Below are 23,981 nucleotides of genomic sequence, written 5' to 3' on the forward strand. Positions count from 1 at the left end.
GTTGTACCAGGGCCTGGCGAGTACAGTCCGCGCCTACCTCGACATCCTGAAATAAAAAAACCCCGCCGTGAGGCGGGGCGGCAAGGCCTTCGCGCGCCAGCGCGCTTCCCACAACGGGCCATTTGCGCCGGTCCGGCCCCGCCACGGACAATAGCGGTCTTCCGTCCCTGAGCTGGAGTCCAACGTGTCCGTCATCCGCATGCAAGACCTCGACCTGCGCGGCAAGCGCGTGCTGATCCGCGAGGACCTCAACGTCCCGGTGGAGAACGGAAAAATCACCTCGACCCAGCGCCTGGACGCGTCCTTGCCGACGATCGTCGCCGCACGCGACGCCGGCGCCAAGGTCATGGTCATCTCGCACCTGGGTCGGCCGAAGGAAGGCGAATTCGACGAGGCGTCCTCGCTGAAGCCGGTGGCGGAATGGCTCGGGGCGAAGTTGGGCAATGAGGTACGTCTGGTCCGCGACTATATCGGCGGCGTGGACGTGGCCGACGGCGAAGTCGTGGTCCTCGAGAATTGCCGCATGAACGTCGGCGAGGGCAAGGACGACGAAGGCCTCGCGAAGAAGTACGCCGCGCTCTGCGACATCTTCGTCATGGACGCCTTCGGCACAGCCCATCGCGCCCAGGCCTCGACCCACGGCGTCATCCGCTTCGCGCCGGTCGCCGCCGCCGGCCCCCTGCTGGCAAAGGAACTCGATGCGCTGGGCAAGGCGCTCGAAAACCCGGCCCACCCGCTACTGGCCATCGTCGCCGGCTCGAAGGTGTCGACCAAGCTAGAGCTGCTGCAGAATCTCGTGGGTCGCGTCGACCAGCTGATCGTCGGCGGCGGCATCGCCAACACCTTCATCCTGGCCGCGGGGCATACGGTCGGCAAATCGCTCGTCGAGGCCGACCTCCTCGACACCGCCAAGAAGATCATGGCGGACGCCAAGGCGCGCGGCGCCGACGTGCCGGTCCCCACCGATGTCGTGGTCGCCACGGAATTCGCCGCCACCGCCAAGGCGACGGTGAAGCCGGTCGACCAGGTCGCCGACGATGAAATGATCCTCGACATCGGGCCCGACACGGCGAAGCGCTATGCCGAGCTGATCGCGAGCGCCGGCACAGTGGTCTGGAACGGCCCGGTCGGCGTGTTCGAGTTCGACGCCTTCGGGAAGGGCACCGAAACCCTCGCCCGCGCTATCGCGTCGTCCAAGGCATTCTCCATCGCCGGCGGCGGCGACACCCTCGCGGCGGTCGACAAGTACGGCATCGAAGACGGCGTGTCTTACATCTCCACCGGCGGCGGTGCGTTCCTCGAATTCCTCGAGGGCAAGGAACTGCCGGCCGTGGCTGCACTCAAGGCACGAGCGGATAACCACTGATGCTCGTCCTGTTCGACCTCGACGGCACGCTCATCGACTCCGAAATCGGCATCCTCGCCGGCGTCCGCCATTCGCTGGCGAGCGTTGGCGCGGAAGCACCCGACGACACGACCCTCCGTTCCTGGATCGGGCCGCCGCTGCGCGTGAGTTTCGGTGCGGTGCTGAATGGCGACAGCGAGCGCGTCGAGGCTGCCGTCGTCGCGTACTCGCAGCGCTTTCGCGAGATCGGCTGGTCCGAGCACACCGTCTATGACGGTGTGGCGGACATGGTCGCATCCCTGGCCGACGCCGGTCACCGCCTTGCCGTCGTCACTAGCAAGACACGGGCACACGCCGAACCGATCCTCGCGCACCTGCCCTTCGGTCACCTGTTTGAGCGCCTCTACGCGCCACCGCCGTCCACCGCCCATAGCGAGAAGGCGGAAATGATCGCTGCCGCGTTGGCGGATTTCGGGCAGTCCGCCGACGACACGATCATGGTGGGCGATCGTCTGTTCGACATGGAAGGTGCGGTGGCCAATGGCGTGCGTGGTGTCGGCGTTCTTTGGGGGTTTGGCGACCGGAAAGAACTGGAAGGCGCCGGTGCTTGGAAGGTCGTCGAGGCACCTGCCGAGATCGTATTGCTGGCTGGTGAAGTCATCGCGGGATAGGACTACCGCCAGCGTCCGTCGGCAGCCGCGCGGCAGGGTGTCGACTTACGAAGAGAACCCGCACTAGACGATGTTCCGCCAACACTTCTTTACCTAGTGTCATGCGTCGCGCACGGTTCGTGCCGTTCAGGAGGAACATCATGCGTCTACGCCTCGCCTTCTCTGCCGCCTTCGAAAGCGGCGTGCTCCTTTTTATCGCCCCGCCCGCCATGTCGGCAGAAGTGACTGACCACGCCGCGGTGACAAGACCGGCAGCCGGCTGGGCGTCTGCCACCGACGCGCACCCGCTTGACGCGTATCAGGCAAGCCACCCACGCCTCGCACCTCGCTGGTCCGAGGCCCGTCTGGATCTTGCTGAGGGTGCTGCGGAACAGGTCGATCGGCACGAAGTGCGAATGGAACCCCGTGCGTGGACCCCGCCACTTGCCCGTGACCTGCCGGACGCCTATCGGGCGAGCGACCGAGGCCCTGAAAGCACCGCCGCCAGTCCGAGACAACCATCGACGGCTGCGCGCTGGATCACCGAGACTGCGCTGCTGGTGCTGGGTGGAGCCGGCAAGATTTCGGGAACCGGCCGCGACACGACGGGAGATATCGGCAAACCCCCGCTCGGGATTCGCGACGCGTCACAGGGACACGGCGTCCAGGGTGCGATCAAGTAACCCCTCCGTGCCGAGCCTTTCTTCCCCCGACGTAAAGAGGCCCCCTTCCGGGGGCCTCCTGTCGCCACTTACTTGATAACGCTCTTCACCGCATCCACCACCGCCGTGGTCGTGATGCCGAAGTGCTCGTAGAGCTTGTCGATCGGAGCGGACGCACCGAACGTGGTCATGCCCACGGCCTTGCCGTCGAGGCCGATGTACTTGGCCCAGAAGTCCTCACTGGCCGCTTCCACCGCGACGCGTGCGCGGCACCAGGAAGGCAGCACGCCCTCGCGGTATTCCACCGGCTGCGCATCGAATTCTTCCGTGCACGGCATGGAGACGACGCGGACGGGAATGCCCTGGTCACCCAGCGCGTGCGCCGCCTCGACCGCGATGCCGACTTCCGAACCGGTACCGATGATGATCGCCTTGAACTTCTCCGCCGGCTCAAAGAGGACATAGCCGCCCTTCTCGATGTCGGCGACCTGCTGCTCGGTGCGCTCGTTGTGCTTGAGGTTCTGGCGCGAGAACACGAGGCAGGAGGGATTGCCGACGCGCTCGATGGCCTTCTTCCACGACACCGCCGATTCAACGGCATCGGCCGGGCGCCACACGCGGTTGTTCGGAATGAGGCGCAGCGAACCCAGGTGCTCCACCGGCTGGTGCGTCGGGCCGTCTTCGCCGAGACCGATGGAATCGTGCGTGTAGACGTGGATCGCATGCGCCGGGATCAGCGCGGACATGCGCACGGCATTGCGTGCGTAGTCCGAGAACACCAGGAACGTCGCGTCGTAAGGAATGAAACCGCCATGCAACGCGAGACCGTTCGAGATCGCGCTCATGCCGAACTCGCGCACGCCGTAATGGATGTAGTTACCTTCCGCACCCGCGGTGGCGACGTTCTTCGAGCCCTTCCAGATCGTGAGGTTCGAGGGGGCGAGATCGGCGGAGCCGCCGATGAGTTCCGGCAGCAGCGGGCCAAACGCGTCGAGCGCCATCTGCGAGGCCTTGCGCGACGCAACCACCGGACCTTCGGCCTGCATCTTCTTGATGTAGGCGGCGGCGCCTTCCTTCCAGCTGGCCGGCAGCTCGCCGGCGAGGCGGCGCTTCAGCTCGTCCGCCAGTTCCGGATGCGCCTTCGCGTAAGCGTCGAAGGCCTGGTTCCAGGCCGCCTCGGCCTTGGCACCGGCTTCCTTCGCATTCCACGAGGCGTACATCTCCTGCGGGATCTCGAACGGGCCGTACTTCCAGCCGAGCTTCTCGCGCGCAGCCTTCACCTCGTCCGCGCCGAGCGGCGCACCGTGCGACGACTCCTTGCCTTCCTTGTTCGGGGCGCCGAAGCCGATCACGGTCTTGCAGATGACCAGCGAGGGCTTTTCGCTCTGCGATGTGGCGGCCGCGATGGCCTTCTTGATGGCGTCGGCGTCGTGACCGTCGACAGGCTTGCCGTCATCGCCCATGACGACGTTCCAGCCATACGCGCGGAAGCGCGCCGGCGTGTCGTCGGTGAACCAGTCATGCACTTCGCCATCGATCGAGATGCCGTTGTCGTCGTAGATCGCGACGAGCTTGCCGAGCTTCAGCGTGCCCGCCAGCGACGACACCTCGTGCGAAATGCCTTCCATCAGGCAGCCGTCGCCCACGAACACATAGGTGTGGTGATCGATGACGTCATGGCCCGGGCGGTTGAAGCGAGCCGCAAGCACTTTCTCGGCGAGCGCGAAGCCCACGGCATTGGCCAGGCCCTGCCCCAACGGTCCGGTGGTCGTCTCGATGCCTGGCGTGTGGTGGAACTCGGGATGGCCGGCCGTGCGAAACCCGAGCTGGCGGAAATGCTTCAGGTCCTCGATGCCGAGGTCATAGCCGGTGAGGTGCAGCAGCGCGTACTGCAGCATGGAGCCGTGGCCATTGGAGAGCACGAAGCGGTCGCGGTTCGGCCAATGCGGGTTCGACGGGTTGTGATGCAGGAAGTCGCCCCAGAGGACTTCGGCGATGTCGGCCATGCCCATGGGCATACCCGGATGACCGGATTTGGCGGCTTCCACACCATCCATGGCCAGGGCGCGGATCGCATTGGCGCGTTCGCGGCGTGTCGTCATCGGCGTTCTCCAGTAAAGGGCGGCGGCAAAAATGCAATTGTCGCGCATTGCCTGCCTGCTTGTCGTGGAAGAACCTGCCATGGCCCGCGACGTTAACCACACCTTAATCTTTTGAGCGCGTTTTTTGAATTTCTTCAGGTAAGGGCAGCTCTAATCGACCACGGCCACCAACCTTCCCCTCCCTTCAACGGATGGTGGCCGCCCCGAAAAGAAGAGGAACATCCCCATGAAAAAGGCAGCTCTTGCCCTTGCAGTTTCTTGCGTCTCGTTTTCGGCCATTCCGGCCTTCGCCCAGGACAGCAACCCCGCTGTGTCCGGCAACTACCAGCCCAGCCAGGCCGTCGGTAGCGGTAACTGGTTCATCGGCGCCAACGTCGGCCGCACCAACGGCAGCGACAACGGTGGCTTCGGCAGCAACTCCAACGGTTTCAACTTCCTGCACGGCGAGAAGGGCCGTCGCACCGGTTACGGCGTGCTCGGCGGCTATCGCTGGAAGGTCGGTCCGGATCTCGGTCTCGGCGTCGAAGCCGGCTACGCGGACCTCGGTAATTACCGGGTCAAGAACGTCTTCGAAGAAGACCAGGACGTGAACCAGAAGTCGACGCGCAATGCGCTGCGCGGTTGGATGGTCGGCGTGAACGGGAAGATCAACCTCGTGCCGCAGTGGTACATCAGCGCGCACGGCGGCTACTTCCGCGCCAACGACAACAACCAGAACTACAACAACAGCGTGGGCCAGGATCTCGGCTTCTCCAACGGGGGTCGTGCGGATCGCGGCAGCTGGTACGCCGGCCTCGGCACCGGTTGGGACGTCAACGAGCACTTCGGCGTAGGCGTCAGCTACGACTACTTCCATGCCGACGCCGGCAAGGTTCGCAACAACGCCACGGGCGAAGTCTCGCGCGGTCTCAAGCGCTCGACCGGCATCGTATCCCTCGCGGGCGAATACCGCTTCTAAGTGTTAAGTCGAACGGCTAAGCCACGGCACTCCGCCTGCCGTGGCTTAATCGTTTCTTAATACTGAACTAGCGGGTATTGAATCTTCCGACCGCCGCCCAATCTTTCCCTTCACGCACGGCACCCCCGCTCGTGCGCCAGCGCGCCCGGCATTCCCCCAATGGCCGCGCGCGCCGTGAAGAACAATAAGCAGGAGAGCTCCACCATGAAGAAGACCCTTTTCGCCCTCGCCCTTATCGCTGCCGGCGCTGCCGCGGCGCCCGCTTTCGCGCAGGACGCCAACGGCGCGGGCGGTTGGTTCGTCAACGGTAACGTCGGTCGCACCTCGGTCGACAAGGGCCGTTACGACGGGCACGACACCGGGTATGCCATCAATGGCGGTTATCGGTGGACGGTGAGCCCGTGGGCCGCGCTCGGCGTCGAGGCGGGCTATAACGACCTGGGCAACATCCACGCGAAGAACATCTTCAACGACGACCGCGTCGTCGACCGCAGGAAGTCGGAGCTGCACGGCTGGACCGCTGGCGTGAACGGTCACTTCAACATCGATCCGCAGTGGTACATCAGCGGACGTGCCGGCATCTACGCGTGGAAGGGCCACGGCACCAGCAACGACGACCTGAATCGCCACGACCTCGACAAGACCAGCTGGTACGCCGGTGCGGGCGTGGGCTACGACTTCAGCAACAACTGGAGCCTTGGCATCAACTACGACCATTACGACGCGAAGAAGCACGGCCTCGACCTGTCGACCAACATGACGTCGGTTTCGGCGGAATACCGCTTCTAAGTCGCTTGTCGTTGCGCCATGGCGGCGAGGGGTACATCCCTCGCCGCTTCATGGCTTCGTGGGCTTCTCGCCGCTACAGCGGCTCCCACAACGGGGTGATCAGCGCTTCTTCCACTGCCCCAGTGCCGCCGCGCCGTTTTCCTGGGCACGGGCATACACGGCCTTCTGCGCCTCGGCGACGTTCTTCTGCTGGTCCTTCGACCAGATCTTCAGCGCCTCGGCCACCAGCGCGCGGCCGTAGGAGAAGCTGACCGGCCACGGATGCGGGCCCATCTGGTTGATCAGGTTAAGGTGCTCGGTGGCCTGCTCGTCGCTCTGGCCGCCGGAGAGGAACACGATGCCCGGCAGGGTGGCGGGCACGGTCGACTTCAGCACGCGCACGGTGGCGTCGGCGACGTCTTCCGCCGTGACCTGCGCTTCCTTCGGGGCGTACTTGCCCGGGATGACCATGCTGACCTTCAGGATCGTGCCCTCGAGCATCACGTTCTGCTCGTACAACGCATTGAAGAGGCTGCGCAGCACGGCTTCGTGCACTTCGTAACTCACGTCGATGTCGTGCTTGCTCTCCGGATCGTCCATCAGGACTTCCGGCTCGACCATCGGCACGAGGCCCGCTTCCTGGCAGAGTGCCGCGTAGCGCGCCAGCGCGTGCATGTTCGCTTCGATCGCGGTGGAGCTCGGGTTGTCTTCGGTGATCTTGATCACGGCACGCCACTTGGCGAACTGGGCACCGAGCTGGGCGTATTCCTTCAGGCGGTCGCGCAGGCCGTCGAGGCCTTCCGTGACCACGTCACCCGGGAAGCCGGCGAGCGGCACCGGGCCCTTGTCGACCTTGACGCCGGGGATGATGCCGGCCTTCTTCATCGCCTCGACCAGCGGCACGCCGTCCTTGGTCTTCTGACGGATCGTTTCGTCGAACAGGATGGCGCCGGAGATGTGTTCGCCGAGGTTCGGGGTGGTCAGCAGCAGTTCGCGATAGGCGCGGCGATTTTCCTCGGTGTTCTCGACACCGGCGGCGTCGAAGCGCTTCTTGATCGTGCCGGTCGATTCGTCGACGGCAATGATGCCCTTGCCCGTGGCCACCATCGCCTGCGCGATCTGTTCGAGGTTTTCGATGCTCATGACAACTCCGTGGAAGTAGTGGTATGCCCTGCGAGGCAACGTGGTACGTATGCAAAAACCGGCGGAGTATAGGGGAATACTCCGAAAAAGCCGTTGTGCGGCGCGGTCAAGTGGTCTGGTAGCCGGGCAGCTTGCACTGGCCGAGGATCTTCGCCTTGGCGGCCGGGTCCTCGGGCAGGTTGAAGCCCGCGACGTAGTAGGTCTGCACGGGTGCGGCGGTGCCGTTCTGCGCTCCCTTCACGTAGACCAGCTGCTTGACGATGCTTACGCCGACCTGGCCGAGGTCGCCGTCGGGCACGACCTTTTCGATCTTCGGGTTCTGGGTGCGACCGTCGGAGCCGATCATGTAGCTGACGGCAGCGCATCCGGGCTGATTGAGGTTCTTCCCCGTATTGGGCACGTCCACGTCCAGGGACTTGTTGGTGAGGAACCAGTAGCCCGTGAGCCGTTCCGGGGACACCTTGCGAAGGGTCTGCGCCTCCGCCGTGCCCGCGGCGAGAAGGACGACGGCGGCGATAGCGCCGGTAAGGAAGCTCTTGTGGATCATGACGCCCTCGTAATGGAAGCCGGGCGTCGAGTTTACCCCCGGCCGGGGCCGGGGTGCGTGTGAAATCGTACCGTCAGAGGTCCCGCAGGCTGTCCGCGATGCCGTCCTCGCCGATCATCAGCAGCTTCAGCGTGTTGGTGCCACCGCCGCGGCCGATATGGTCGCCGTGGGTGAGGATCACGCGGTCGCCCTTGACCAGCTTGCCCAGCGCGAAAAGGTGCTGGAGCGCGGCGCGCGCGGTGTGCGCCGGGTCGAGGTTGCTCTGCTCGAAGTCCACGGGCTGCACGTCGCGCAGCACCAGCATGCGCCGGCGCGCCATGGCCGACGGCGACATCGCGTAGATCGGCACGGCGAAACGGTAGCGCGACAGCCATTGTGCCGTGGCGCCGGACTCGGTCAGCGCGACGATGGCGCGCACGCCCACCTGCGCCGCAAGGAGCATCGCCGCCAGGGCGATCGCCTGGTCGGAGCGATCCAGCGAGTGGACACCGGGACGAAGTTCGTCGCGCGGCTCGAACTGGCGCTCGGCACCCAGGCAGATACGGCGCATGGCTGCCACGGCCTTGTCCGGATGCGCGCCCGCGGCGGTTTCCTGCGACAGCATCACCGCGTCGGTGCCGTCGATGACGGCATTGGCGACGTCGAGGACTTCGGCACGGGTCGGGATCGGCGCCGTGACCATGGATTGCAGCATCTGCGTTGCCGTGATCACGGAGCGGTTGCGCATCACCGACTCGCGGATGATCTTCTTCTGCAGGCCCGGGAGCTCGGCATCGCCGATCTCGACGCCAAGATCGCCGCGCGCGACCATCACGACGTCCGAGGCATCGATGATCTCCCCCAGGACGGGGATCGCGTCGGCACGCTCGATCTTGGCGACGATGGCGGCGTCGCCGCCCGCCTCGCGCAGCAGGCGGCGGGCTTCGTTGAGGTCGGCGGCCGAGCGGACGAAGGACACGGCGAGGAAGTCGGCGCCCATTTCGGCGGCCAGCTTGATGTCGTTGCGGTCCTTGTCGGAGAGGGCGGCCACGCTGAGACCGCCACCCTGGCGGTTCAGGCCCTTGCGGTCGGAGAGGCGGCCGCCGATGGCGACACGGCAACGGATCTCGCTGCCGACCACTTCCACTACGGTGAGTGCTACGAGGCCGTCGTCCAGCAGGAGGATGTCACCCGCCGCGACGTCCTTCGGGAGGTCGTAATAGCTGACGCCCACGCGGGTCTGGTTGCCGGGGGGCGCGTCGGGGCGGCAGTCGAGCACGAAACTGTCGCCGTTCATGAGGTCCACCGGGCCACCGGCGAACTTCTCGATGCGGATCTTCGGACCCTGCAGGTCCGCCAGAATGCCCACCTCGCGACCGACGGCATCGGCCGCGGCACGCACGGCGGCGGCGCGGGCGCGATGGTCGTCGGGCTGCCCGTGAGAGAGGTTCAACCGGACAACGTCCACGCCCTCCTCGAGGATTTGCTCGAGCATGCCCGGCGCGTCGGTGGCGGGGCCGAGCGTGGCGACGATCTTGGTGCGGCGTACCTGGATATCTGTCATCGATGTCTACCTTGTCTGAAAGCGGCGCGGATCAGTCCAGCGTTTTGTTGAGCAGGTCGGCGAGGCGTTTGCCGGCTTCACGCAGGCGTGTCTCCGCGACGGGAAGGTTTTGCGCCACGTAAGCGTCGTCCACCCGGTGCGCATCCGGGTAGAAGCCGCGACGGGCCACGATCTTGCAGGATTCTTCCGCCCACTGGGCGTAGGCGTTGTCGAACGGCGCGATGGCCCGCGGCAGCTTCACCGGACCTTCGGCGGCGAGGCGGTCGGCATAGGCCTTCCACTTCAGGTCGCGGGTGTACAGCATCTGCGAGTCCCAGACGCGATGCAGGTTCGTGCCCTTGCCGTCGAAGCGCACCTGGAAATCATTGCCGCCCTTGTCGTCTCGGTTGCCTGCGTGCAAGGGCTGGTGCACGTCGCCGACGAAGTGGACGACGAACTTCAGGGCCTGGGCCCGGGCAGCCTCCGGAGCGTGCCGGTCGCCGAGGATGGCGACGTACTTCTCGAGCCCGCCGATGACGCAGCGTCCGTCGGCACAGTCGCGTGGCGGCACGTAGTGGCACGTGTCGTCCCGGAAGTTCACGTAGTGCATGGGTCCGGTGGCCTTGCCCAACGCTTCCTGGCCCGGCATGTCGCGCAGGTGATCCGGCCAGCTGGCGATGTCGGGAAGCGAGTCGGAACCGTCCACCTTGAGCAGCCGGTTTACTTCAGCCCGGGCTGCGGGGTCGAGCTGCCGCCAGGCCAGTTCGGCCACGATGCGGTGCCCGATGTCGCCCCAGGCCTGGACGGTGCTGGCGAAGGCGGGAATGGCCAGGGCCAGCAAGGCGGCGATGCTGCGGCGCTTCAGGGCGGCTTTCATGGGACAGTAAACGTTTCCGGGCGGTGGAACGCTCAAGTGTGCCACAGCCGGACTGAGACACGGATGACACGTCGCGGCGGCGCAGCAAGCCCGGGCCGGGGAGCTTCGGCTACCATGGACGTTTGAGACACCCGTCCCTACCTCGTCAGTACATCCTTCCGGAGGCTATCCATGACCATCAAGGTCGCCATCAACGGTTACGGTCGTATCGGTCGCAACATCCTGCGCTCGCTCTACGAAGCGAAGAAGAACGGGCAGGACATCCAGATCGTCGCGGTCAACGATCTCGGCAACGCCGAAACCAATGCCCACCTCACCCAGTACGACACGGCCCACGGCCGCTTCCCGGGCGAGGTCTCCGTCGACGGTGGCGACCTGATCGTCAATGGCGACCGCATCAAGGTCTTCGCCGAGCGCGACCCCTCCAAGCTCCCATGGGGCGAGCATGGCGTCGACGTCGTGATGGAGTCGACCGGCTTCTTCACCTCGAAGGCCAAGGCCAGCGCGCACATCGCCGGCGGCGCGAAGAAGGTCATCATTTCCGCCCCGGGCGACAAGGACGTGGACGGCACCTTCGTCATGGGCGTGAACCATGACAAGCTGACCTCGGCGCACCAGGTCATTTCGAACGCGTCGTGCACCACGAACTGCCTGGCGCCGCTGGCCAAGGTCCTGCACGAGAAGATCGGCATCGTCCACGGCCTCATGACGACGATCCACGCCTACACCAACGACCAGGTGCTGACGGACGTCTACCACTCGGACCTGCGCCGCGCCCGTAGCGCCACGCACAGCCAGATCCCGACCAAGACCGGTGCCGCCGCCGCGGTCGGTCTCGTGCTGCCGGAACTCAATGGCAAGCTCGACGGTTTCGCCATGCGCGTACCGACGATCAACGTGTCCGTGGTCGACCTCACCTTCACGGCCGCGCGCGCGACCACGAAGGAAGAGATCGACGCCGCCATCAACGAGGCGGCCAACGGCACGCTGAAGGGCATCCTCTCGGTGAACACGCAGCCGCTGGTCTCCATCGACTTCAACCACAACCCGCATTCGTCGATCTACGACGCGACGCAGACGCGCGTCATGGAAGGCACGCTGGTGAAGGTGCTCTCCTGGTACGACAACGAGTGGGGCTTCTCCAACCGCATGCTGGACATGGCGAAGGCGCTCATGACGGCGAAGTAAGCCGCGCCGACAACGGAATAGGTACGGCCATGGGGGGTCCGCAGCAATGCGGGCCCCCTTTTTCTTTGCCCGGAGGATAGCCATGCGCCCAGGCGCCACCCCCATAGCTTTCATGCTCCTGTCGTTGGCCTCGCCAACGGCAGGTGCCTATTGCCCGGCAGCGAACCCGGCTGCCAGCGACATCGTCGATCACGGATTACTCGATCCGTCCCATCCCATCGAGTGGCGCCGGCACCTGGCCGACGCATTGCTGTGCTCCGCGCTGGCGGGCAACGCGGCGAGCCAGGAGCTGGCTGGAACCCTCTACTTCCAGGGTCGTTCCAGGCGCGGCAATGTGCTGCCTCGCGATATCGCACGGGCGCGCCGCCTGCTCACCGCCGCCGCCAACCATGGGCGGCAGCATGCAATGCATCGCCTTACCCAGTTGGAAATCGACGACGGACACTCCTACGATGCCGCGCTCTGGGCCCGTGTGGAGCGGGAGCTCCACGGACCGCCCAAACCCTCGGTGGACCAGTTACATCGCCGCGCGCTCGCCGACGTCACGCGGGACTCTCGGCTCGACACGGACGTCTGGCTGAAGCTGAGGGAGATACGGGAGGCGATGGCCGCGGAGAATACCCCGCGGCAATGACCGTCAACCCTTCGCGATCACCTGCTCGATCGCTCCGAAAATGGACATGCCACCCTTGTCGGTCACGTCGATCCGCACGGTGTCGCCGAATGACAGGAACGGCGTCGAGGCCTTGCCTTCGCGCAGGGTTTCCACCGTGCGCTGTTCCGCGAGGCAGGAGGCGCCCTTCGACGTGTCCTCGTTGGCAATCGTGCCCGACCCTACAAGCGTGCCCGCGGTCAGCGGCCGCGTCTTCGCGACGTGCGCCACCAGTTGCGCGAAATCGAACTGCATGTCGACACCGCACTCCGCCTCGCCGAACCATGCGCCATTGATCCAGGTGCGCATGGGGAGGTGCAGCTTCTCGCCCTGCCATGCATCGCCCAGTTCGTCGGGCGTCACAAAGACGGGCGAGAGGGCCGAGCGCGGCTTGGACTGCAGGAAGCCGAAGCCCTTCGCGAGTTCGGCGGGAATCAGGCCGCGCAGCGAGACGTCGTTGACGAGGCCGACGAGCTGGATGTGATCCGCCGCCTGCGCGGGCGTCACGCCCATCGGCACGTCGTCGGTCACCACCAGCACTTCGGCTTCGAGATCGATGCCGAACGCTTCGCTGGACACGACCACCGGGTCGCGCGGACCGAGGAAGCCCGCGCTGGTGGCCTGGTACATCAGTGGGTCGGTGTAGAACGAGGCCGGCACTTCCGCGCCCCGCGCCCTGCGGACGCGTTCCACGTGCGGAAGATAGGCGCTGCCGTCGACGAACTCATAGGCCCGCGGCAACGGCGCGGCGAGCTTCGCCATGTCGACGTCGAAGCTGCCTTCCGCCCTGCCCGCGTTGAGGTCTTCCGACAAGGCGTTGAGGCGCGGTGCGATCGAGCGCCAGTCGTCCAGCGCGGCTTGCAGGGTCGGCGCGATGCCGGACGCCTTCACGGCGCGGCTAAGGTCACGGCTGACGACGATCAGCGTGCCGTCGCGGCCGCCTTCCTTGAGTGAAGCGAGTTTCATGCGGTTCCTTTTCGTCAGTGGGCCGACGGATCGAAGTGCTTCTTCAATCCGCGCCAGCATTCGTAGTAGTCGCCCTGCAGCGTCTTCGCATCGAGGGCCTGCCGGCTCGGACGGATGACCTTGCGGGTCTCGAACATGAAGGCCATGGTGCCCACGATGTGGTCGGGACGCGAGGTGTCGGCGTCCGAGGCCTTCTCGAAACTGGCCGCGTCGGGCCCGTGGCCGCTCATGCAGTTGTGCAGGCTGGCACCGCCTGGCACGAAGCCACCGGCCTTCGCGTCGTAGGCGCCGTCGATCAGTCCCATGAACTCGCTGGCCACATTGCGATGGAAGTACGGCGGCCGGAACGTATGCTCGGCCACCAGCCAGCGCGGCGGGAAGATCACGAAATCCATGTTCGCCACGCCCGGCGTGTCGCTTAGCGACGTGAGCACGGTGAAGATCGACGGGTCGGGGTGGTCCACGGCGATGGAGCCGATCGTGTTGAAGCGCCGCAGGTCGTACTTGTACGGCGCGTAGTTGCCGTGCCAGGCCACGACGTCCAGTGGCGAGTGATCGATGCGCGCGGACCAGAGGTGGCCCTGGAACTTGGCGACGAGGGAGAAATCGCCGTCGAGGTCTTCGTACGCGGCGACCGGCGTCAGGAAGTCGCGCGGATGCGCCAGCCCGTTCGCACCGATGGGGCCGAGATCGGGCAGGTGCAGCGGCGTGCCGAAATTCTCGGCGACGTAACCACGGGCCTCGCCGTCCGGCAGTTCCACCAGGAAGCGGATGCCGCGCGGCACCAACGCGATCTCGAGGGGTGCCACGTCGAGCACGCCGAGCTCGGTACGGATGCGCAGACGGCCTTGCTGCGGCACGATCAGCAACTCGCCATCGGCGTCGTAAAAGTATCGACCTTCCATCGAGCGATTCGCGGCGTAAACGTGGATACCCACGCCCGCCTGCTCGGCCGCGCCACCGTTGCCGCCCATCGTGAACAGCCCATCGAGGAAGTCGCAGGGCTCGTCCGGCATCGGCAACGGGTCCCAACGCAGCTGGTTCGGCGTGGCCGGTGCCTCGTCGAAGCGATTGTGGAAGCGGGATTGGGTGACTTCAGCGAACGGCGAATGCTGCGCGGCCGGTCGAATCCGGTACAACCAGCTGCGCAGGTTGCGATGCCGCGGCGCGGTGAACGCACTGCCCGACAACTGCTCGGCGTAGAGTCCCTTCGCCACGCACTGCGGCGAGTTCTGGCCGGTGGGCAGCACGCCCTCGACGGCCTCGGTGGCGAATTCGTTGCCGAACCCGGTCTGGTACCCGCGTGTATCGTCGGTGTGGCTCATCGGGGTGGTCCTTTGGATGAACGCATCGCGGCGCGACCCAGGGGCCGCGCCGCGCTTATCCTATCGCCGGCGGATGTGTCAGAGCACGCCGCGACGCATCTGGTCGCGTTCGATCGACTCGAACAGCGCCTTGAAATTGCCGTTGCCGAAACCTTCGTTGCCCTTGCGCTGGATGATCTCGAAGAAGATCGGTCCGATAGTGTTCTGCGTGAAGATCTGCAGCAGCAACTTCTTCTTGGTCTCGTCGTCGGCGTCGATCAGGAGCTTGTTCTTCTGCAGGCGCGGCACGTCCTCGCCGTGCTCGGGCATGCGGGCGTCGATCACTTCGTAGTAGGTTTCGGGCGTGTCGAGGAAGGCGACATCCTGGGCGCGCATCGCTTCCACGGTCTCGTAGATGTTGTCGGTGAACAGCGCGATGTGCTGGATGCCCTCGCCGTTGTACTCGCGGAGGTATTCGTTGATCTGGGACTTCTCGTCCGACGATTCGTTGAGCGGGATGCGCACGAGGCCGTCCGGCGCGGTCATCGCCTTCGAGACCAGGCCGGTCTTGGCACCCTTGATGTCGAAGTAGCGGATCTCGCGGAAGTTGAAGAGGCGCTCGTAGTACTCCGACCACTTCTCCATGTTGCCGAAGTGCAGGTTATGGGTCAGGTGGTCGATGAAGGTGAGGCCGAAACCCTTCGGGTGGCGATCCACGCCCGGCAACCACTCGAACTCCGCCTCGTACACTTCGCCTTTCGCGCCGTAGGTATCGATGAGGTACAGGGCCGCGCCGCCGATACCCTCGATGTTCGGTACCTGGAGGGCCAGCGTCTCCGGCTTGAACGCCACCTTCGTGGCTCCGTTGGACAGCGCCGTGGCCTGCACGTCGGCCGCCGGGCGATTGAAGCGGATGGCGAACCCGCACGCACACGGGCCGTGCTTGGCGACGAAGTCGGCCGCGAAGGAATCCGGCTCCTCGTTCACCAGGAAGTTGCAGTCGCCCTGGCGGTACAAGGTGATCTTTTTCGTCTTGTGCTTCGCCACCGGGGTGAAGCCGAGCCGCGGGAACAGCGTATGGAGCAGCGCCGGGTCGGGCGCGGCAAACTCGACGAACTCGAAACCGTCGACGCCTTGGGGATTTTCGAAGGTGGTGACCTGCATGCCGATATTGGGCTGGGCGCTCATGGGCGATACTCCTGGCGACGGGGGACGGCTTTGCGCCGTGGACCCGGGATTTATAGTTTCACTTGTAACCATTTGCAAGGACCAGTGCAGCATGACCCTCGATGCCGTTCCCGCGCATGCCCCATTAGAGTTGGAGCATTTCCTGCCCTACCGGCTCTCGATCCTGTCGAACACCGTCAGCCAGTCGATCGCCGACGAGTACACCGGTCGATTCCAGCTCAGCATGACGGAATGGCGCGTGATGGCCGTGCTGGCCCGGTTCGCGGACCTGTCGGCGCGCGAGGTGGCCGAGCGCACGAGGATGGACAAGGTGGCGGTGAGCCGGGCCCTGGCCCGGCTGGTCGAAGCGGGCCGGGTGGACCGCAGCACGCACGACGGCGACAAGCGCCGCTCGGTGCTCAAGCTGTCCGAGGCGGGCTGGGCCATCCATGACGAAGTGGCGCCCCTGGCCCGCGAGCACGAGCGGGAGCTACTGGCCCGCCTGGACGAGGGCGAGCAGGCTCAGCTGAACCGGATACTGGACAAGCTGCTGGCACCGTGAGGCAGGAGCCGCCGTGGCGGCTCCTACAGAAGCAAGGCTACTTCACGCCGTGCATCAACTTGTTGATCAGCGGCGCGATCAGGAACAGCACGATGCCGGCGCCCACCAGCAGCTCGAAACTGAAACCGAAGCCGGATAGCGCGGACTCCACCGTCATGCCGGTTTCGCCGCTGATGTGGCCGGCGAGGAGGCCGGAGAGGTTGTTGCCGATGGCCGTGGAGAGGAACCAGCCGCCCATGGCCAGGCCTACCACGCGGATGGGTGCGAGCTTGGTCACCATCGACAGGCCGATGGGCGACAGGCAGAGCTCGCCGATGGTCTGCAGTACGTAGCACGCCGCCAGCGGCCAGAACGGAATCAGGCCGTTCCCGCCGACCAGGCTCTTCAGCGCGTACACCAGCACCAGGAAGCCCAGCGCGTTGAAGATCAGGCCGAGGCCGAACTTGCGCGGGATCGACGGCTCCTTCCTGTGCCGGGCCGACCAGCCCCAGGCAAGGGCCACGATCGGCGCGAACACGAGGATCGCGGCCGAATTCACCGACTGGAACCATCCGGTGGGGAACTCCCAGCCGAACATCTGGCGGTCCACGATGTTCTGCGCCAGGAAGTTGAACGAGCTGCCGGCCTGTTCGAAGAACATCCAGAAGAGCACGTTGAACGCGAAGAGCAACAGCATCGCGATCACGCGATGGATCTGGATGCGGTCGTGGCGCACGGCCTCGATCACCAGCATCACGGCCACGCCGATGAAGAGCGCGCCCAGCAACCACGCGATGAAGGCCGCGCCGGCCTGCGCCATCAGGAGGTAGACGAGCGGAATCGCGACGAGGATGCCCACGATCACGCCGAGCAGGTTCTTGCCCTCGTGGCGCTCCGGCGGCGGAACGCCCACGCCTTGCAGCTGCTTCTTGCCGAGCAGGAACCAGAAGAAGCAGATGACCATGCCGATGCCGGTCGCGGCGAAGACCACCTTGTAGTTCTGCTGCAGGGGCGTATCGGTGATCACCGAGGCGAGCCAGCCGGTGATCAAGGGCGCGAGGAAGCCGCCCATGTTGATGCCCATGTAGAAAATGGTGAAGCCACGATCGCGCCGGTCGTCGCCGACAGGATAAATCTGGCCCACCAGCGAGGAGATATTCGGCTTGAACAAGCCATTACCGACGATCACCGTGGCGAGGCCCGCGAGGAACACCTGCTGGTTGGGCACCATCACCATGAAGAGGCCCGACCCCATCACCACCGCGCCGACCAGGATGGATCGCTGGTAACCGAGGATGCGGTCCGCCACCCAGCCGCCGAAGATGGCCGAAGCGTAGACGAGCGCGAGATAGGCGCCATAGGTGCGGCTGGCGTAGCCCTGGCCCGACTGATCGCCGTTGAAGAACTCGGCGACGATGTACAGGGTGAGGGCCCAGCGCATGCCGTAGAAGGCGAAGCGCTCCCAGAATTCGGTCATGAACAGCATCCACAGGGGACGCGGATGACCGAGGGTCTGCGGGTAGTCGGGCACGGGCCTGGCGGTGGCTGGGGCGGTCGGTGTCATGGCTTCCCTTGTGAACGGTTCGTGCAAGGTGTTTAGCTGGACCCGCCCAATGCGTCAAATCTTACGGGTCCCTACGTCCCGAGGACGGTCCGGACTTCGATCAGCTCCGGGAAGAAACTCTGCTCCAGTGCCTTGCGCAGGAATGCGACGCCGGACGAGCCCCCGGTGCCCTGCCGGAAGCCGATGATGCGCTCCACGGTCTTCATGTGCCTGAAGCGCCACAGCTGGAAGGACTCCTCGATATCCACCAGTTCCTCGCTGAGGTGGTACTCGGACCAATACTGGGCGGTGTCTTCGTAGATGCGCTTGAACACGGGCAGCAACGCGGGCTGGCTTCGCCAGGGCTGGGTGACGTCCCGTTCGAGCAGTTCGACCGGCACGGGATGGCCGCGGCGGGCGAGGTAGCGAAGGAACTCGTCGTACAGGCCGGGCGCTTCGAAGACCGTGCGCAGCCGTTGGTGGGCGACCGGATCGTGTTCGAAGACCCGCAGCATGTCGGCGTGCTTGTTGCCGAGCAGGAACTCCACGACGCGGTATTGCAGTGACTGGAACCCCGACGAAGGGCCCAGCACATCACGGAATTGGAGGTACTCGGCGGGCGTCAGGGTCTCCAGTACGCCCCACTGCTCGTAGAGCTGCCGCTGCACCTGCTTCACGCGGGCGAGGATCTTTTGGGTGCCGCCCACGTCGTCCGCCCGCAGCCGGCCCAGCGCGGCCTCCAGTTCGTGGATCATCAGCTTCAGCCACAGCTCCGAGGTCTGGTGCTGGATGATGAAGAGCATCTCGTCGTGGTGCGCCGGCTGGCTGCGCGGGTGCTGCGCGGTGAGCACCTGGTCGAGCTTCAGGTACTCCCCATATGTGAGGCGCCCGTCGAGGTCGGTGCGGATACCGGGTTCGAGATCGCGCTGCGGATTAGCCATGAGCACTCACGATAAAGGGGTTGACAAGGCTCGAAAGCCGCGCCGCAAAGCCATTACGGGCGCAGCGATAGGATTTGTCATGCTGCGCCGTACCTTGCCGGGTGATAATACCCCTGATATCTAGTCCGGCTCGCAAGAACCCAAAAGCCGTGTCGCGCCCCGCTGGATGGGCCCGGCCGCTTCCCCCATCGTGCGTGTCGTTTCTAACCATCCCCTGGGAGCGAGTCGTGTCCATCGCCGCCAAGTTCGAAATCGAATACCTGCAATACCTTGACCAGGACGGCAAGGAAACCGGTAAGGAACTCCCCGAATTCGCCAAGGACCTCGACCACATGGTCGAGCTCTACAAGCTCATGGTGTCCACCCGCGTGTTCGACGCCAAGTCGATCGCGTTGCAGCGCACCGGCAAGCTGGGCACCTACGCCTCCTGCCTCGGCCATGAAGCCGCGCACGTGGGCATCGGCAGCGCCATGCGCCGCGAGGACTCGCTGGCCGTGTCCTACCGCGAGTACGGCGCGCAGCTGTATCGCGGCGTGAAGCCGCGCGAGGTCTACACCTACTGGGGTGGCGACGAGCGCGGCAACGACTTCGCCGAGGCGCCCGCGCACGACTTCGCGTGGTGCGTGCCGATCGGCACGCAGTGCCTGCACGCCGCCGGTTCGGCCCTGGCCTTCAAGATCCGCAACGAACCGCGCGTCGCCGTCTGCACGATCGGCGACGGCGGCTCGTCCAAGGGCGACTTCTACGGTGCCATCAACGTCGCCGGCGCGCAGCAGCTGCCGCTGGTGGCCGTGATCGTGAACAACCAGTGGGCGATCTCGGTGCCGCGCCGCATCCAGAGCGGTTCCGGCACGCTTGCCCAGAAGGGCATCGCCGCCGGGCTGTACTGCATCCAGGTGGACGGCAACGACATCATCGCCGTGCGCAAGGCCATGGAGGACGCGCTCGAGCGCGCTCGCTCCGGCCAGGGCGGCAGCGTGATCGAGGCGGTCACTTATCGCCTCGGCGACCACACCACGGCCGACGACGCCCGCCGCTACCGCGGCGAGCAGGAAGTGAAGGACGCCTGGGAACGCGACCCGGTGCCGCGCCTGCGCAAATGGCTCGAAGCGAAGGGCAAGTGGGACGACGCGAAGGAAGAGGCCTGGAAGGCCGAGTGCGACGATTGGATGGATAACGAGGTCAACGCGTACCTGGAAACGAAGAACCAGCCGGCGACGGCGATGTTCGACTACCTGTACGCCGAACTCCCGGCCGACCTCGAAGCACAGCGCGAGCTCGTCGCTTCCCTCGATCGCAAGTCGTAAGGATCCCTTCCCATGGCACAAATCACTCTTATCGAAGCGGTGACCCAGGCGCTCGCCTACGAGATGCGCAACGACGAAAGCGTCGTGGTGCTCGGTGAGGACGTCGGCGTGAACGGCGGCGTGTTCCGCGCCACCCAGGGCCTGCAGGAACAGTTCGGCGAGATGCGCGTCATCGACACGCCGCTGGACGAAGGCACCATTGCCGGCCTCACGGTCGGCCTCGCCGCGCAGGGCATGAAGCCCGTCGCCGAAGCGCAGTTCGAGGGCTTCATCTACCCGATGATGGAGCACATCGCCTGCCACGCCGCACGCATGCGCAACCGTACCCGCGGCCGCATGACCGTGCCGGCCGTGTGGCGCGCCCCTTGGGGCGGCGGCATCCGCGCGCCGGAGCACCACTCCGAGGCGAACGAGCACCTGTTCACCAACATCCCCGGCCTGCGCGTGGTCATGCCGTCCTCGCCGGCACGTGCCTACGGCCTGCTGCTGGCCGCGATCCGCGACCCGGATCCGGTCATCTTCTTCGAGCCGAAGCGCATCTACCGCCAGTACAAGGAAGAAGTGCCCGACGACGGCGAGGCCCTGCCGCTCGACGTCTGCTTCGTGCTGCGCGACGGCACCGACGTCACCCTGGTGACCTGGGGTGCGCAGGTGAAGGAATGCCTCGAGGCAGCCGACGAGCTGGCCGAGAAGGGCATCAGCGCCGAAGTGATCGATGTCGCGACGCTCACGCCGCTCGACTTCGACACGATCGCCGAGTCGGTGACGAAGACGGGTCGTTGCGTGATCGTGCACGAAGCACCGAAGACCGCCGGTTTCGGCGCGGAAATCGCCGCCCGCCTGTCCGAGGAATGCCTCTACAGCCTGCTCGCGCCGGTGGAACGCGTCACCGGTTTCGATACGCACATTCCGCTGTTCCGCCTGGAGATGAAGTACCTCCCCAGCGTCGAACGCATCGTCGAAGCCGCCGAGCGCACGCTCGCTGCCTCCTGAGGAACCGATAGACATGGCCGACATCAAGACCTTTTTCCTGCCGGACCTCGGCGAGGGCCTGCCCGACGCGACCGTCGTCGAGTGGCACGTCAAGGAAGGCGACACCATCAAGCTCGACGCCCCGCTGGTGTCGATGGAAACCGCCAAGGCCGTCGTCGACGTGCCGTCGCCCTACTCCGGCACCGTGAAGAAGCTGCACGGCGCCACCGGCGACATCATCGAGACAGGCGCGGCCCTCGCGGACTTCGAGATCGATCCGAATGCGCGCCAGCGTGCCGAGGCCGAATCCACCGGTCACCACCACGGCCCGAAGAAGGGCGTGGGCAGCCAGGCGCCGGACGACGCCAGCAAGGTCATCGCCTCGGACGACGGCGGCGAGATCGACTCCGATGGTCCCGCACCGGCCCAGCGTGAAGACGAAGGCACCGTCGTCGGCGCCATGGTCAGCGGCAACGCCGTGCACACCGAGCAGGTCAGCAGCGCCGGTGGCGTGAAGGCCGTTCCGGCCGTGCGCGCCGCGGCGAAGAAGCTCAAGGTCGACCTCACCCGCGTGCAGCCGACGGGTGCCGGCGGCGTGATCACCATGGCCGACGTGAAGAACGCCGCCGCCAACGGCAGCGCCGCGCTCGGCGCCGCGCCGGCCCGTCCGGCGTCCGCCCAGCACCTCGCCCCGACGCTCCCCGAGCCGGGTCCGGCACCGCAGCGCACCGCCGTGTCGCAGGCCGGCAAGGCCGTCCGCACCGCGCCTCCGGGCAAGGACGCGATGGGCCAGCCGGAGCAGCTCAAGGGCGTTCGCCGCAACATGGCGCGCGTCATGGCCGATGCGCACGCCCAGGTCGTCCCGACCACGTTGGTCGACGACGCGGACCTGCATGCGTGGATCGGCAAGCAGGACATCACCGCACGCCTCATCCGCGCGATCGTTGTGGCTTGCAAGACGGTCCCGGCGCTCAACGCGTGGTTCGACGGCAAGAACCTGAGCCGCACGCTGCATCCGCACGTGGACATCGGCATCGCCGTGGATACCGAGGACGGCCTGTTCGTGCCGGCCCTGCGCAACGCCGACGTGCTCGACGGCGCCGGCATCCGCGCCGCCATCAAGCGCCTGCGCAGCTCGGTGGAAGACCGCAGCATTCCCGCCTCGGAACTCGCCGGTTACACCATCAGCCTGTCGAACTTCGGCATGTTCGCCGGCCGCTACGCCACCCCGGTGGTCGTGCCGCCGACGGTGGCGATCGTCGGCGCCGGCAAGCTCAGCCACGACGTGGTGGCCGTGATGGGTGGCATCGAAGTGCATCGGCGTATGCCGCTGTCGCTCACCTTCGACCACCGCGCCGCCACCGGCGGCGAAGCCGCGCGCTTCCTGAAGGCGATGATCGACGACCTGGGCCTGCCGAACTGAGGCAAGCCCGCCTTGACGCTGTAGCGGCTCCTACACGGTTGCATACACTGTAGGAGCCGCTATCGCGGCGAGCGCTTTTCGCGGGGTGGTACCCTAGCGCCATGCTCAACAACGACACCCTCCGCAGCATCCGCTACATGCTCGACCTCGGCGACGTCCACGTCGTCGAGATCATGAAGCTCGCCGGTTTCCCCGCCACGCGCGAACAGGTCGAACCCTGGCTGCGCAAGGAAGACGAGCCCGGCTTCGTCGAGATGCCCGATGCCGCGATGGCGCATTTCCTCGACGGCCTCATCGTCCATCGTCGCGGGCGCGACGAAAGCCAGCCGCCGCGTCCCGTGGAAACCAGGGTCAACAACAACGTGGTGCTGAAGAAGCTGCGCGTCGCGTTCGAATTGAAGGAAGACGACATCCTCGCGATCATGACCGAGGCGGGCTTCCGCGTCTCGCGTGGCGAAATCAACGCCCTCTTCCGCCAGCCGAAGCACAGCAACTTCCGCCTCTGCGGCGACCAGTTCCTGCGTAACTTCCTCAAGGGCCTCACGCAGCGGTTGCGCGGCGCCTGAGCGTCCCGGGCCCGCACCGCGACCTCCACGAAAGCCTCACGTCGTACCCGCGCCGATGGCGTTACGGTACGGACTCCTTCATGGGAGGCCCGCACCATGCACCACAGCAGACTCTGTGCCCTCGTCATCGACTGCCAGGACGGCGACCTCGTCGCCGCCTCCGAGTTCTGGAGCCGCGCGCTAGGCAAGCCGGTCAAGACGACCGACGAAGAGGGTGACGGAAAATACGCGACGCTGAAGACGGCGCCCGACGAACTGCAGGTCCTGCTCCAGCGGGTGGATCACCCGAGCCGTGTGCACCTCGACATCGAATCGGACGACATCGATGCCGAAGCCGACCGCCTGGAGGCGCTGGGCGCGAAGCGCATCGGCTTCGTCAGGCGCTGGTGGGTGATGGAAGCGCCCACGGGGCATCGCTTTTGCGTGGTGCGCAAGCAGGCCGACGCCTTCGGGCCGCACCTGAATACCTGGGACTGAAAGCGCGCGACGATGGGTGTAGCAGAGCGTTCTTACGGCGAGCGTTTTTTCCAGACGATCTGGCGGACGACGAGAGCCAGCACCAGCACCGCCACGAAAGCGCCGTAGCCATAGAGCGCCGGCACGACCTGTTGCCAGATCGCGCCGCTCTTCGGGCCGAACTGGTCCGCGGGCGGAAGCTCGACGGCATCGTAGGCGATCAAGGCCGCCTGGATGGCCGCGACCACCGACGCTAGCAGCGCCAGCACGTCGAAGGCTCGGCGTGTGGCGTTCCTGGGGAGGGACTTCGGGTACGCCCAGTAGGCCCAACCGAGGACGATCAGCCAGGGCGCCAGCAGCAGGATCGCGAGGTAGCGCATG

The 23,981-nt window shown here is 65.9% G+C and carries 24 protein-coding genes; 13 read left to right on the top strand and 11 right to left on the bottom strand.

The genetic code is table 11. The features are described from left to right. The first annotated feature begins 184 nt into the window (after positions 1-184). The 3 genes from ACQKIE_RS18280 (at position 185) to ACQKIE_RS18290 (ending at position 2,678) form a co-directional block, all read left to right on the top strand. Positions 185-1,366: a phosphoglycerate kinase gene (locus ACQKIE_RS18280; protein ID WP_427461819.1), complete on the top strand. Its 1,182-nt coding sequence runs from the start codon at positions 185-187 to the stop codon at positions 1,364-1,366. Next, on the top strand, positions 1,366-2,016 hold the full coding sequence (locus tag ACQKIE_RS18285) for an HAD hydrolase-like protein (RefSeq protein ID WP_427461821.1): 651 nt from the start codon (positions 1,366-1,368) through the stop codon (positions 2,014-2,016). The genes ACQKIE_RS18280 and ACQKIE_RS18285 overlap by 1 nt, the downstream gene beginning before the upstream one ends. A 140-nt stretch (positions 2,017-2,156) precedes the next feature. Then, a complete protein-coding gene (locus tag ACQKIE_RS18290; RefSeq protein WP_427461823.1) occupies positions 2,157-2,678 on the top strand; it encodes a hypothetical protein in 522 nt (173 codons plus the stop codon). A 68-nt stretch (positions 2,679-2,746) separates the two neighbouring features. On the opposite strand, the gene tkt is transcribed toward ACQKIE_RS18290, so the two are convergent. After that, positions 2,747-4,759, bottom strand: coding sequence for a transketolase (gene tkt, locus ACQKIE_RS18295; RefSeq protein WP_427461825.1), 2,013 nt, complete (start codon positions 4,757-4,759; stop codon positions 2,747-2,749). Positions 4,760-4,985: 226 nt separating this feature from the next. Between tkt and ACQKIE_RS18300 the strand changes: the two genes are divergently transcribed. Continuing rightward, positions 4,986-5,717: a porin family protein gene (locus ACQKIE_RS18300; protein ID WP_427461827.1), complete on the top strand. Its 732-nt coding sequence runs from the start codon at positions 4,986-4,988 to the stop codon at positions 5,715-5,717. A gap of 204 nt (positions 5,718-5,921) precedes the next feature. Next, positions 5,922-6,506 carry a porin family protein gene (locus ACQKIE_RS18305; protein ID WP_427461829.1) on the top strand — a complete coding sequence of 195 codons (585 nt, stop codon included), beginning with the start codon at positions 5,922-5,924 and terminating at the stop codon, positions 6,504-6,506. Positions 6,507-6,605: 99 nt separating this feature from the next. On the opposite strand, the gene ACQKIE_RS18310 is transcribed toward ACQKIE_RS18305, so the two are convergent. The 4 genes from ACQKIE_RS18310 to ACQKIE_RS18325 all read right to left on the bottom strand — a co-directional run bounded on the left by ACQKIE_RS18310 (position 6,606) and on the right by ACQKIE_RS18325 (position 10,574). After that, positions 6,606-7,628: a class I fructose-bisphosphate aldolase gene (locus ACQKIE_RS18310; RefSeq protein WP_427461831.1), complete on the bottom strand. Its 1,023-nt coding sequence runs from the start codon at positions 7,626-7,628 to the stop codon at positions 6,606-6,608. Positions 7,629-7,734: 106 nt separating this feature from the next. After that, a complete protein-coding gene (locus ACQKIE_RS18315) occupies positions 7,735-8,175 on the bottom strand; it encodes an energy transducer TonB (RefSeq protein WP_427461834.1) in 441 nt (146 codons plus the stop codon). Positions 8,176-8,248: 73 nt separating this feature from the next. Beyond that, positions 8,249-9,718: a pyruvate kinase gene (gene pyk / locus ACQKIE_RS18320; protein ID WP_427461835.1), complete on the bottom strand. Its 1,470-nt coding sequence runs from the start codon at positions 9,716-9,718 to the stop codon at positions 8,249-8,251. A 31-nt stretch (positions 9,719-9,749) separates the two neighbouring features. Further along, the gene (locus ACQKIE_RS18325; RefSeq protein ID WP_427461836.1) at positions 9,750-10,574 is read right to left on the bottom strand and encodes a S1/P1 nuclease; all 825 of its coding nucleotides are present in this window, start codon (positions 10,572-10,574) and stop codon (positions 9,750-9,752) included. 171 nt (positions 10,575-10,745) lie between these two features. On the opposite strand from ACQKIE_RS18325, the gene gap reads away from it, so the two are divergent. After that, on the top strand, positions 10,746-11,762 hold the full coding sequence (gap, locus tag ACQKIE_RS18330) for a type I glyceraldehyde-3-phosphate dehydrogenase (RefSeq protein ID WP_427461838.1): 1,017 nt from the start codon (positions 10,746-10,748) through the stop codon (positions 11,760-11,762). Positions 11,763-11,844: 82 nt separating this feature from the next. After that, positions 11,845-12,396, top strand: a complete 552-nt coding sequence (locus tag ACQKIE_RS18335; protein ID WP_427461840.1) for a hypothetical protein — start codon at positions 11,845-11,847, stop codon at positions 12,394-12,396. 3 nt (positions 12,397-12,399) lie between these two features. Here ACQKIE_RS18335 and ACQKIE_RS18340 read toward each other — a convergent pair whose 3' ends face one another. From ACQKIE_RS18340 to hppD, 3 genes are all read right to left on the bottom strand, one after another. After that, positions 12,400-13,380, bottom strand: a complete 981-nt coding sequence (locus ACQKIE_RS18340) for a fumarylacetoacetate hydrolase family protein (protein WP_427461842.1) — start codon at positions 13,378-13,380, stop codon at positions 12,400-12,402. Positions 13,381-13,394: 14 nt separating this feature from the next. Further along, positions 13,395-14,705, bottom strand: coding sequence for a homogentisate 1,2-dioxygenase (gene hmgA / locus ACQKIE_RS18345; protein ID WP_427461844.1), 1,311 nt, complete (start codon positions 14,703-14,705; stop codon positions 13,395-13,397). Between the two features lie 78 nt (positions 14,706-14,783). Then, positions 14,784-15,872 carry a 4-hydroxyphenylpyruvate dioxygenase gene (gene hppD, locus ACQKIE_RS18350; protein ID WP_427461846.1) on the bottom strand — a complete coding sequence of 363 codons (1,089 nt, stop codon included), beginning with the start codon at positions 15,870-15,872 and terminating at the stop codon, positions 14,784-14,786. A 91-nt stretch (positions 15,873-15,963) separates the two neighbouring features. On the opposite strand from hppD, the gene ACQKIE_RS18355 reads away from it, so the two are divergent. Next, positions 15,964-16,413: a MarR family winged helix-turn-helix transcriptional regulator gene (locus tag ACQKIE_RS18355; RefSeq protein WP_427461848.1), complete on the top strand. Its 450-nt coding sequence runs from the start codon at positions 15,964-15,966 to the stop codon at positions 16,411-16,413. Positions 16,414-16,450: 37 nt separating this feature from the next. Here the strand turns inward: ACQKIE_RS18355 and ACQKIE_RS18360 are convergent, their stop codons facing one another. Both ACQKIE_RS18360 and ACQKIE_RS18365 read right to left on the bottom strand, forming a co-directional pair. Then, positions 16,451-17,956, bottom strand: coding sequence for a peptide MFS transporter (locus ACQKIE_RS18360; protein WP_427461850.1), 1,506 nt, complete (start codon positions 17,954-17,956; stop codon positions 16,451-16,453). 71 nt (positions 17,957-18,027) lie between these two features. Then, the gene (locus ACQKIE_RS18365) at positions 18,028-18,882 is read right to left on the bottom strand and encodes a tryptophan 2,3-dioxygenase (protein WP_427461853.1); all 855 of its coding nucleotides are present in this window, start codon (positions 18,880-18,882) and stop codon (positions 18,028-18,030) included. Between the two features lie 221 nt (positions 18,883-19,103). Between ACQKIE_RS18365 and pdhA the strand changes: the two genes are divergently transcribed. The 5 genes from pdhA (at position 19,104) to ACQKIE_RS18390 (ending at position 23,621) form a co-directional block, all read left to right on the top strand. After that, positions 19,104-20,183: a pyruvate dehydrogenase (acetyl-transferring) E1 component subunit alpha gene (gene pdhA, locus ACQKIE_RS18370; protein WP_427461855.1), complete on the top strand. Its 1,080-nt coding sequence runs from the start codon at positions 19,104-19,106 to the stop codon at positions 20,181-20,183. 12 nt (positions 20,184-20,195) lie between these two features. Next, positions 20,196-21,176, top strand: coding sequence for an alpha-ketoacid dehydrogenase subunit beta (locus tag ACQKIE_RS18375; protein WP_427461857.1), 981 nt, complete (start codon positions 20,196-20,198; stop codon positions 21,174-21,176). 13 nt (positions 21,177-21,189) lie between these two features. After that, complete coding sequence (locus ACQKIE_RS18380; protein ID WP_427461859.1) at positions 21,190-22,578, top strand: dihydrolipoamide acetyltransferase family protein; 1,389 nt, start codon at positions 21,190-21,192, stop codon at positions 22,576-22,578. Between the two features lie 101 nt (positions 22,579-22,679). Beyond that, positions 22,680-23,144 carry a DUF1456 family protein gene (locus ACQKIE_RS18385; protein ID WP_167031738.1) on the top strand — a complete coding sequence of 155 codons (465 nt, stop codon included), beginning with the start codon at positions 22,680-22,682 and terminating at the stop codon, positions 23,142-23,144. Between the two features lie 96 nt (positions 23,145-23,240). Then, positions 23,241-23,621, top strand: coding sequence for a VOC family protein (locus ACQKIE_RS18390; RefSeq protein ID WP_427461861.1), 381 nt, complete (start codon positions 23,241-23,243; stop codon positions 23,619-23,621). Positions 23,622-23,653: 32 nt separating this feature from the next. On the opposite strand, the gene ACQKIE_RS18395 is transcribed toward ACQKIE_RS18390, so the two are convergent. Further along, the gene (locus ACQKIE_RS18395; protein WP_427461863.1) at positions 23,654-23,980 is read right to left on the bottom strand and encodes a hypothetical protein; all 327 of its coding nucleotides are present in this window, start codon (positions 23,978-23,980) and stop codon (positions 23,654-23,656) included. Between the last annotated feature and the right edge of the window lies 1 nt (position 23,981).

It is taken from the genome of Luteibacter sp. NPDC031894 (assembly GCF_050273135.1).
Lineage (GTDB): Bacteria > Pseudomonadota > Gammaproteobacteria > Xanthomonadales > Rhodanobacteraceae > Luteibacter.

What these genes read in the sequence shown, in the direction of transcription:
- gap (WP_427461838.1), top strand. Translation starts at nt 10,746, where the DNA reads ATGACCATCAAGGTCGCCATCAACGGTTACGGTCGTATCGGTCGCAAC.
- ACQKIE_RS18355 (WP_427461848.1), top strand. Translation starts at nt 15,964, where the DNA reads ATGACCCTCGATGCCGTTCCCGCGCATGCCCCATTAGAGTTGGAGCAT.
- ACQKIE_RS18300 (WP_427461827.1), top strand. Translation starts at nt 4,986, where the DNA reads ATGAAAAAGGCAGCTCTTGCCCTTGCAGTTTCTTGCGTCTCGTTTTCG.
- hmgA (WP_427461844.1), bottom strand. Translation starts at nt 14,705, where the DNA reads ATGAGCCACACCGACGATACACGCGGGTACCAGACCGGGTTCGGCAAC.
- ACQKIE_RS18340 (WP_427461842.1), bottom strand. Translation starts at nt 13,380, where the DNA reads ATGAAACTCGCTTCACTCAAGGAAGGCGGCCGCGACGGCACGCTGATC.
- pyk (WP_427461835.1), bottom strand. Translation starts at nt 9,718, where the DNA reads ATGACAGATATCCAGGTACGCCGCACCAAGATCGTCGCCACGCTCGGC.
- ACQKIE_RS18290 (WP_427461823.1), top strand. Translation starts at nt 2,157, where the DNA reads ATGCGTCTACGCCTCGCCTTCTCTGCCGCCTTCGAAAGCGGCGTGCTC.
- ACQKIE_RS18390 (WP_427461861.1), top strand. Translation starts at nt 23,241, where the DNA reads ATGCACCACAGCAGACTCTGTGCCCTCGTCATCGACTGCCAGGACGGC.
- tkt (WP_427461825.1), bottom strand. Translation starts at nt 4,759, where the DNA reads ATGACGACACGCCGCGAACGCGCCAATGCGATCCGCGCCCTGGCCATG.
- ACQKIE_RS18375 (WP_427461857.1), top strand. Translation starts at nt 20,196, where the DNA reads ATGGCACAAATCACTCTTATCGAAGCGGTGACCCAGGCGCTCGCCTAC.
- ACQKIE_RS18385 (WP_167031738.1), top strand. Translation starts at nt 22,680, where the DNA reads ATGCTCAACAACGACACCCTCCGCAGCATCCGCTACATGCTCGACCTC.
- ACQKIE_RS18395 (WP_427461863.1), bottom strand. Translation starts at nt 23,980, where the DNA reads ATGCGCTACCTCGCGATCCTGCTGCTGGCGCCCTGGCTGATCGTCCTC.
- ACQKIE_RS18360 (WP_427461850.1), bottom strand. Translation starts at nt 17,956, where the DNA reads ATGACACCGACCGCCCCAGCCACCGCCAGGCCCGTGCCCGACTACCCG.
- ACQKIE_RS18305 (WP_427461829.1), top strand. Translation starts at nt 5,922, where the DNA reads ATGAAGAAGACCCTTTTCGCCCTCGCCCTTATCGCTGCCGGCGCTGCC.
- ACQKIE_RS18310 (WP_427461831.1), bottom strand. Translation starts at nt 7,628, where the DNA reads ATGAGCATCGAAAACCTCGAACAGATCGCGCAGGCGATGGTGGCCACG.
- ACQKIE_RS18325 (WP_427461836.1), bottom strand. Translation starts at nt 10,574, where the DNA reads ATGAAAGCCGCCCTGAAGCGCCGCAGCATCGCCGCCTTGCTGGCCCTG.
- ACQKIE_RS18315 (WP_427461834.1), bottom strand. Translation starts at nt 8,175, where the DNA reads ATGATCCACAAGAGCTTCCTTACCGGCGCTATCGCCGCCGTCGTCCTT.
- hppD (WP_427461846.1), bottom strand. Translation starts at nt 15,872, where the DNA reads ATGAGCGCCCAGCCCAATATCGGCATGCAGGTCACCACCTTCGAAAAT.
- ACQKIE_RS18285 (WP_427461821.1), top strand. Translation starts at nt 1,366, where the DNA reads ATGCTCGTCCTGTTCGACCTCGACGGCACGCTCATCGACTCCGAAATC.
- ACQKIE_RS18335 (WP_427461840.1), top strand. Translation starts at nt 11,845, where the DNA reads ATGCGCCCAGGCGCCACCCCCATAGCTTTCATGCTCCTGTCGTTGGCC.
- ACQKIE_RS18380 (WP_427461859.1), top strand. Translation starts at nt 21,190, where the DNA reads ATGGCCGACATCAAGACCTTTTTCCTGCCGGACCTCGGCGAGGGCCTG.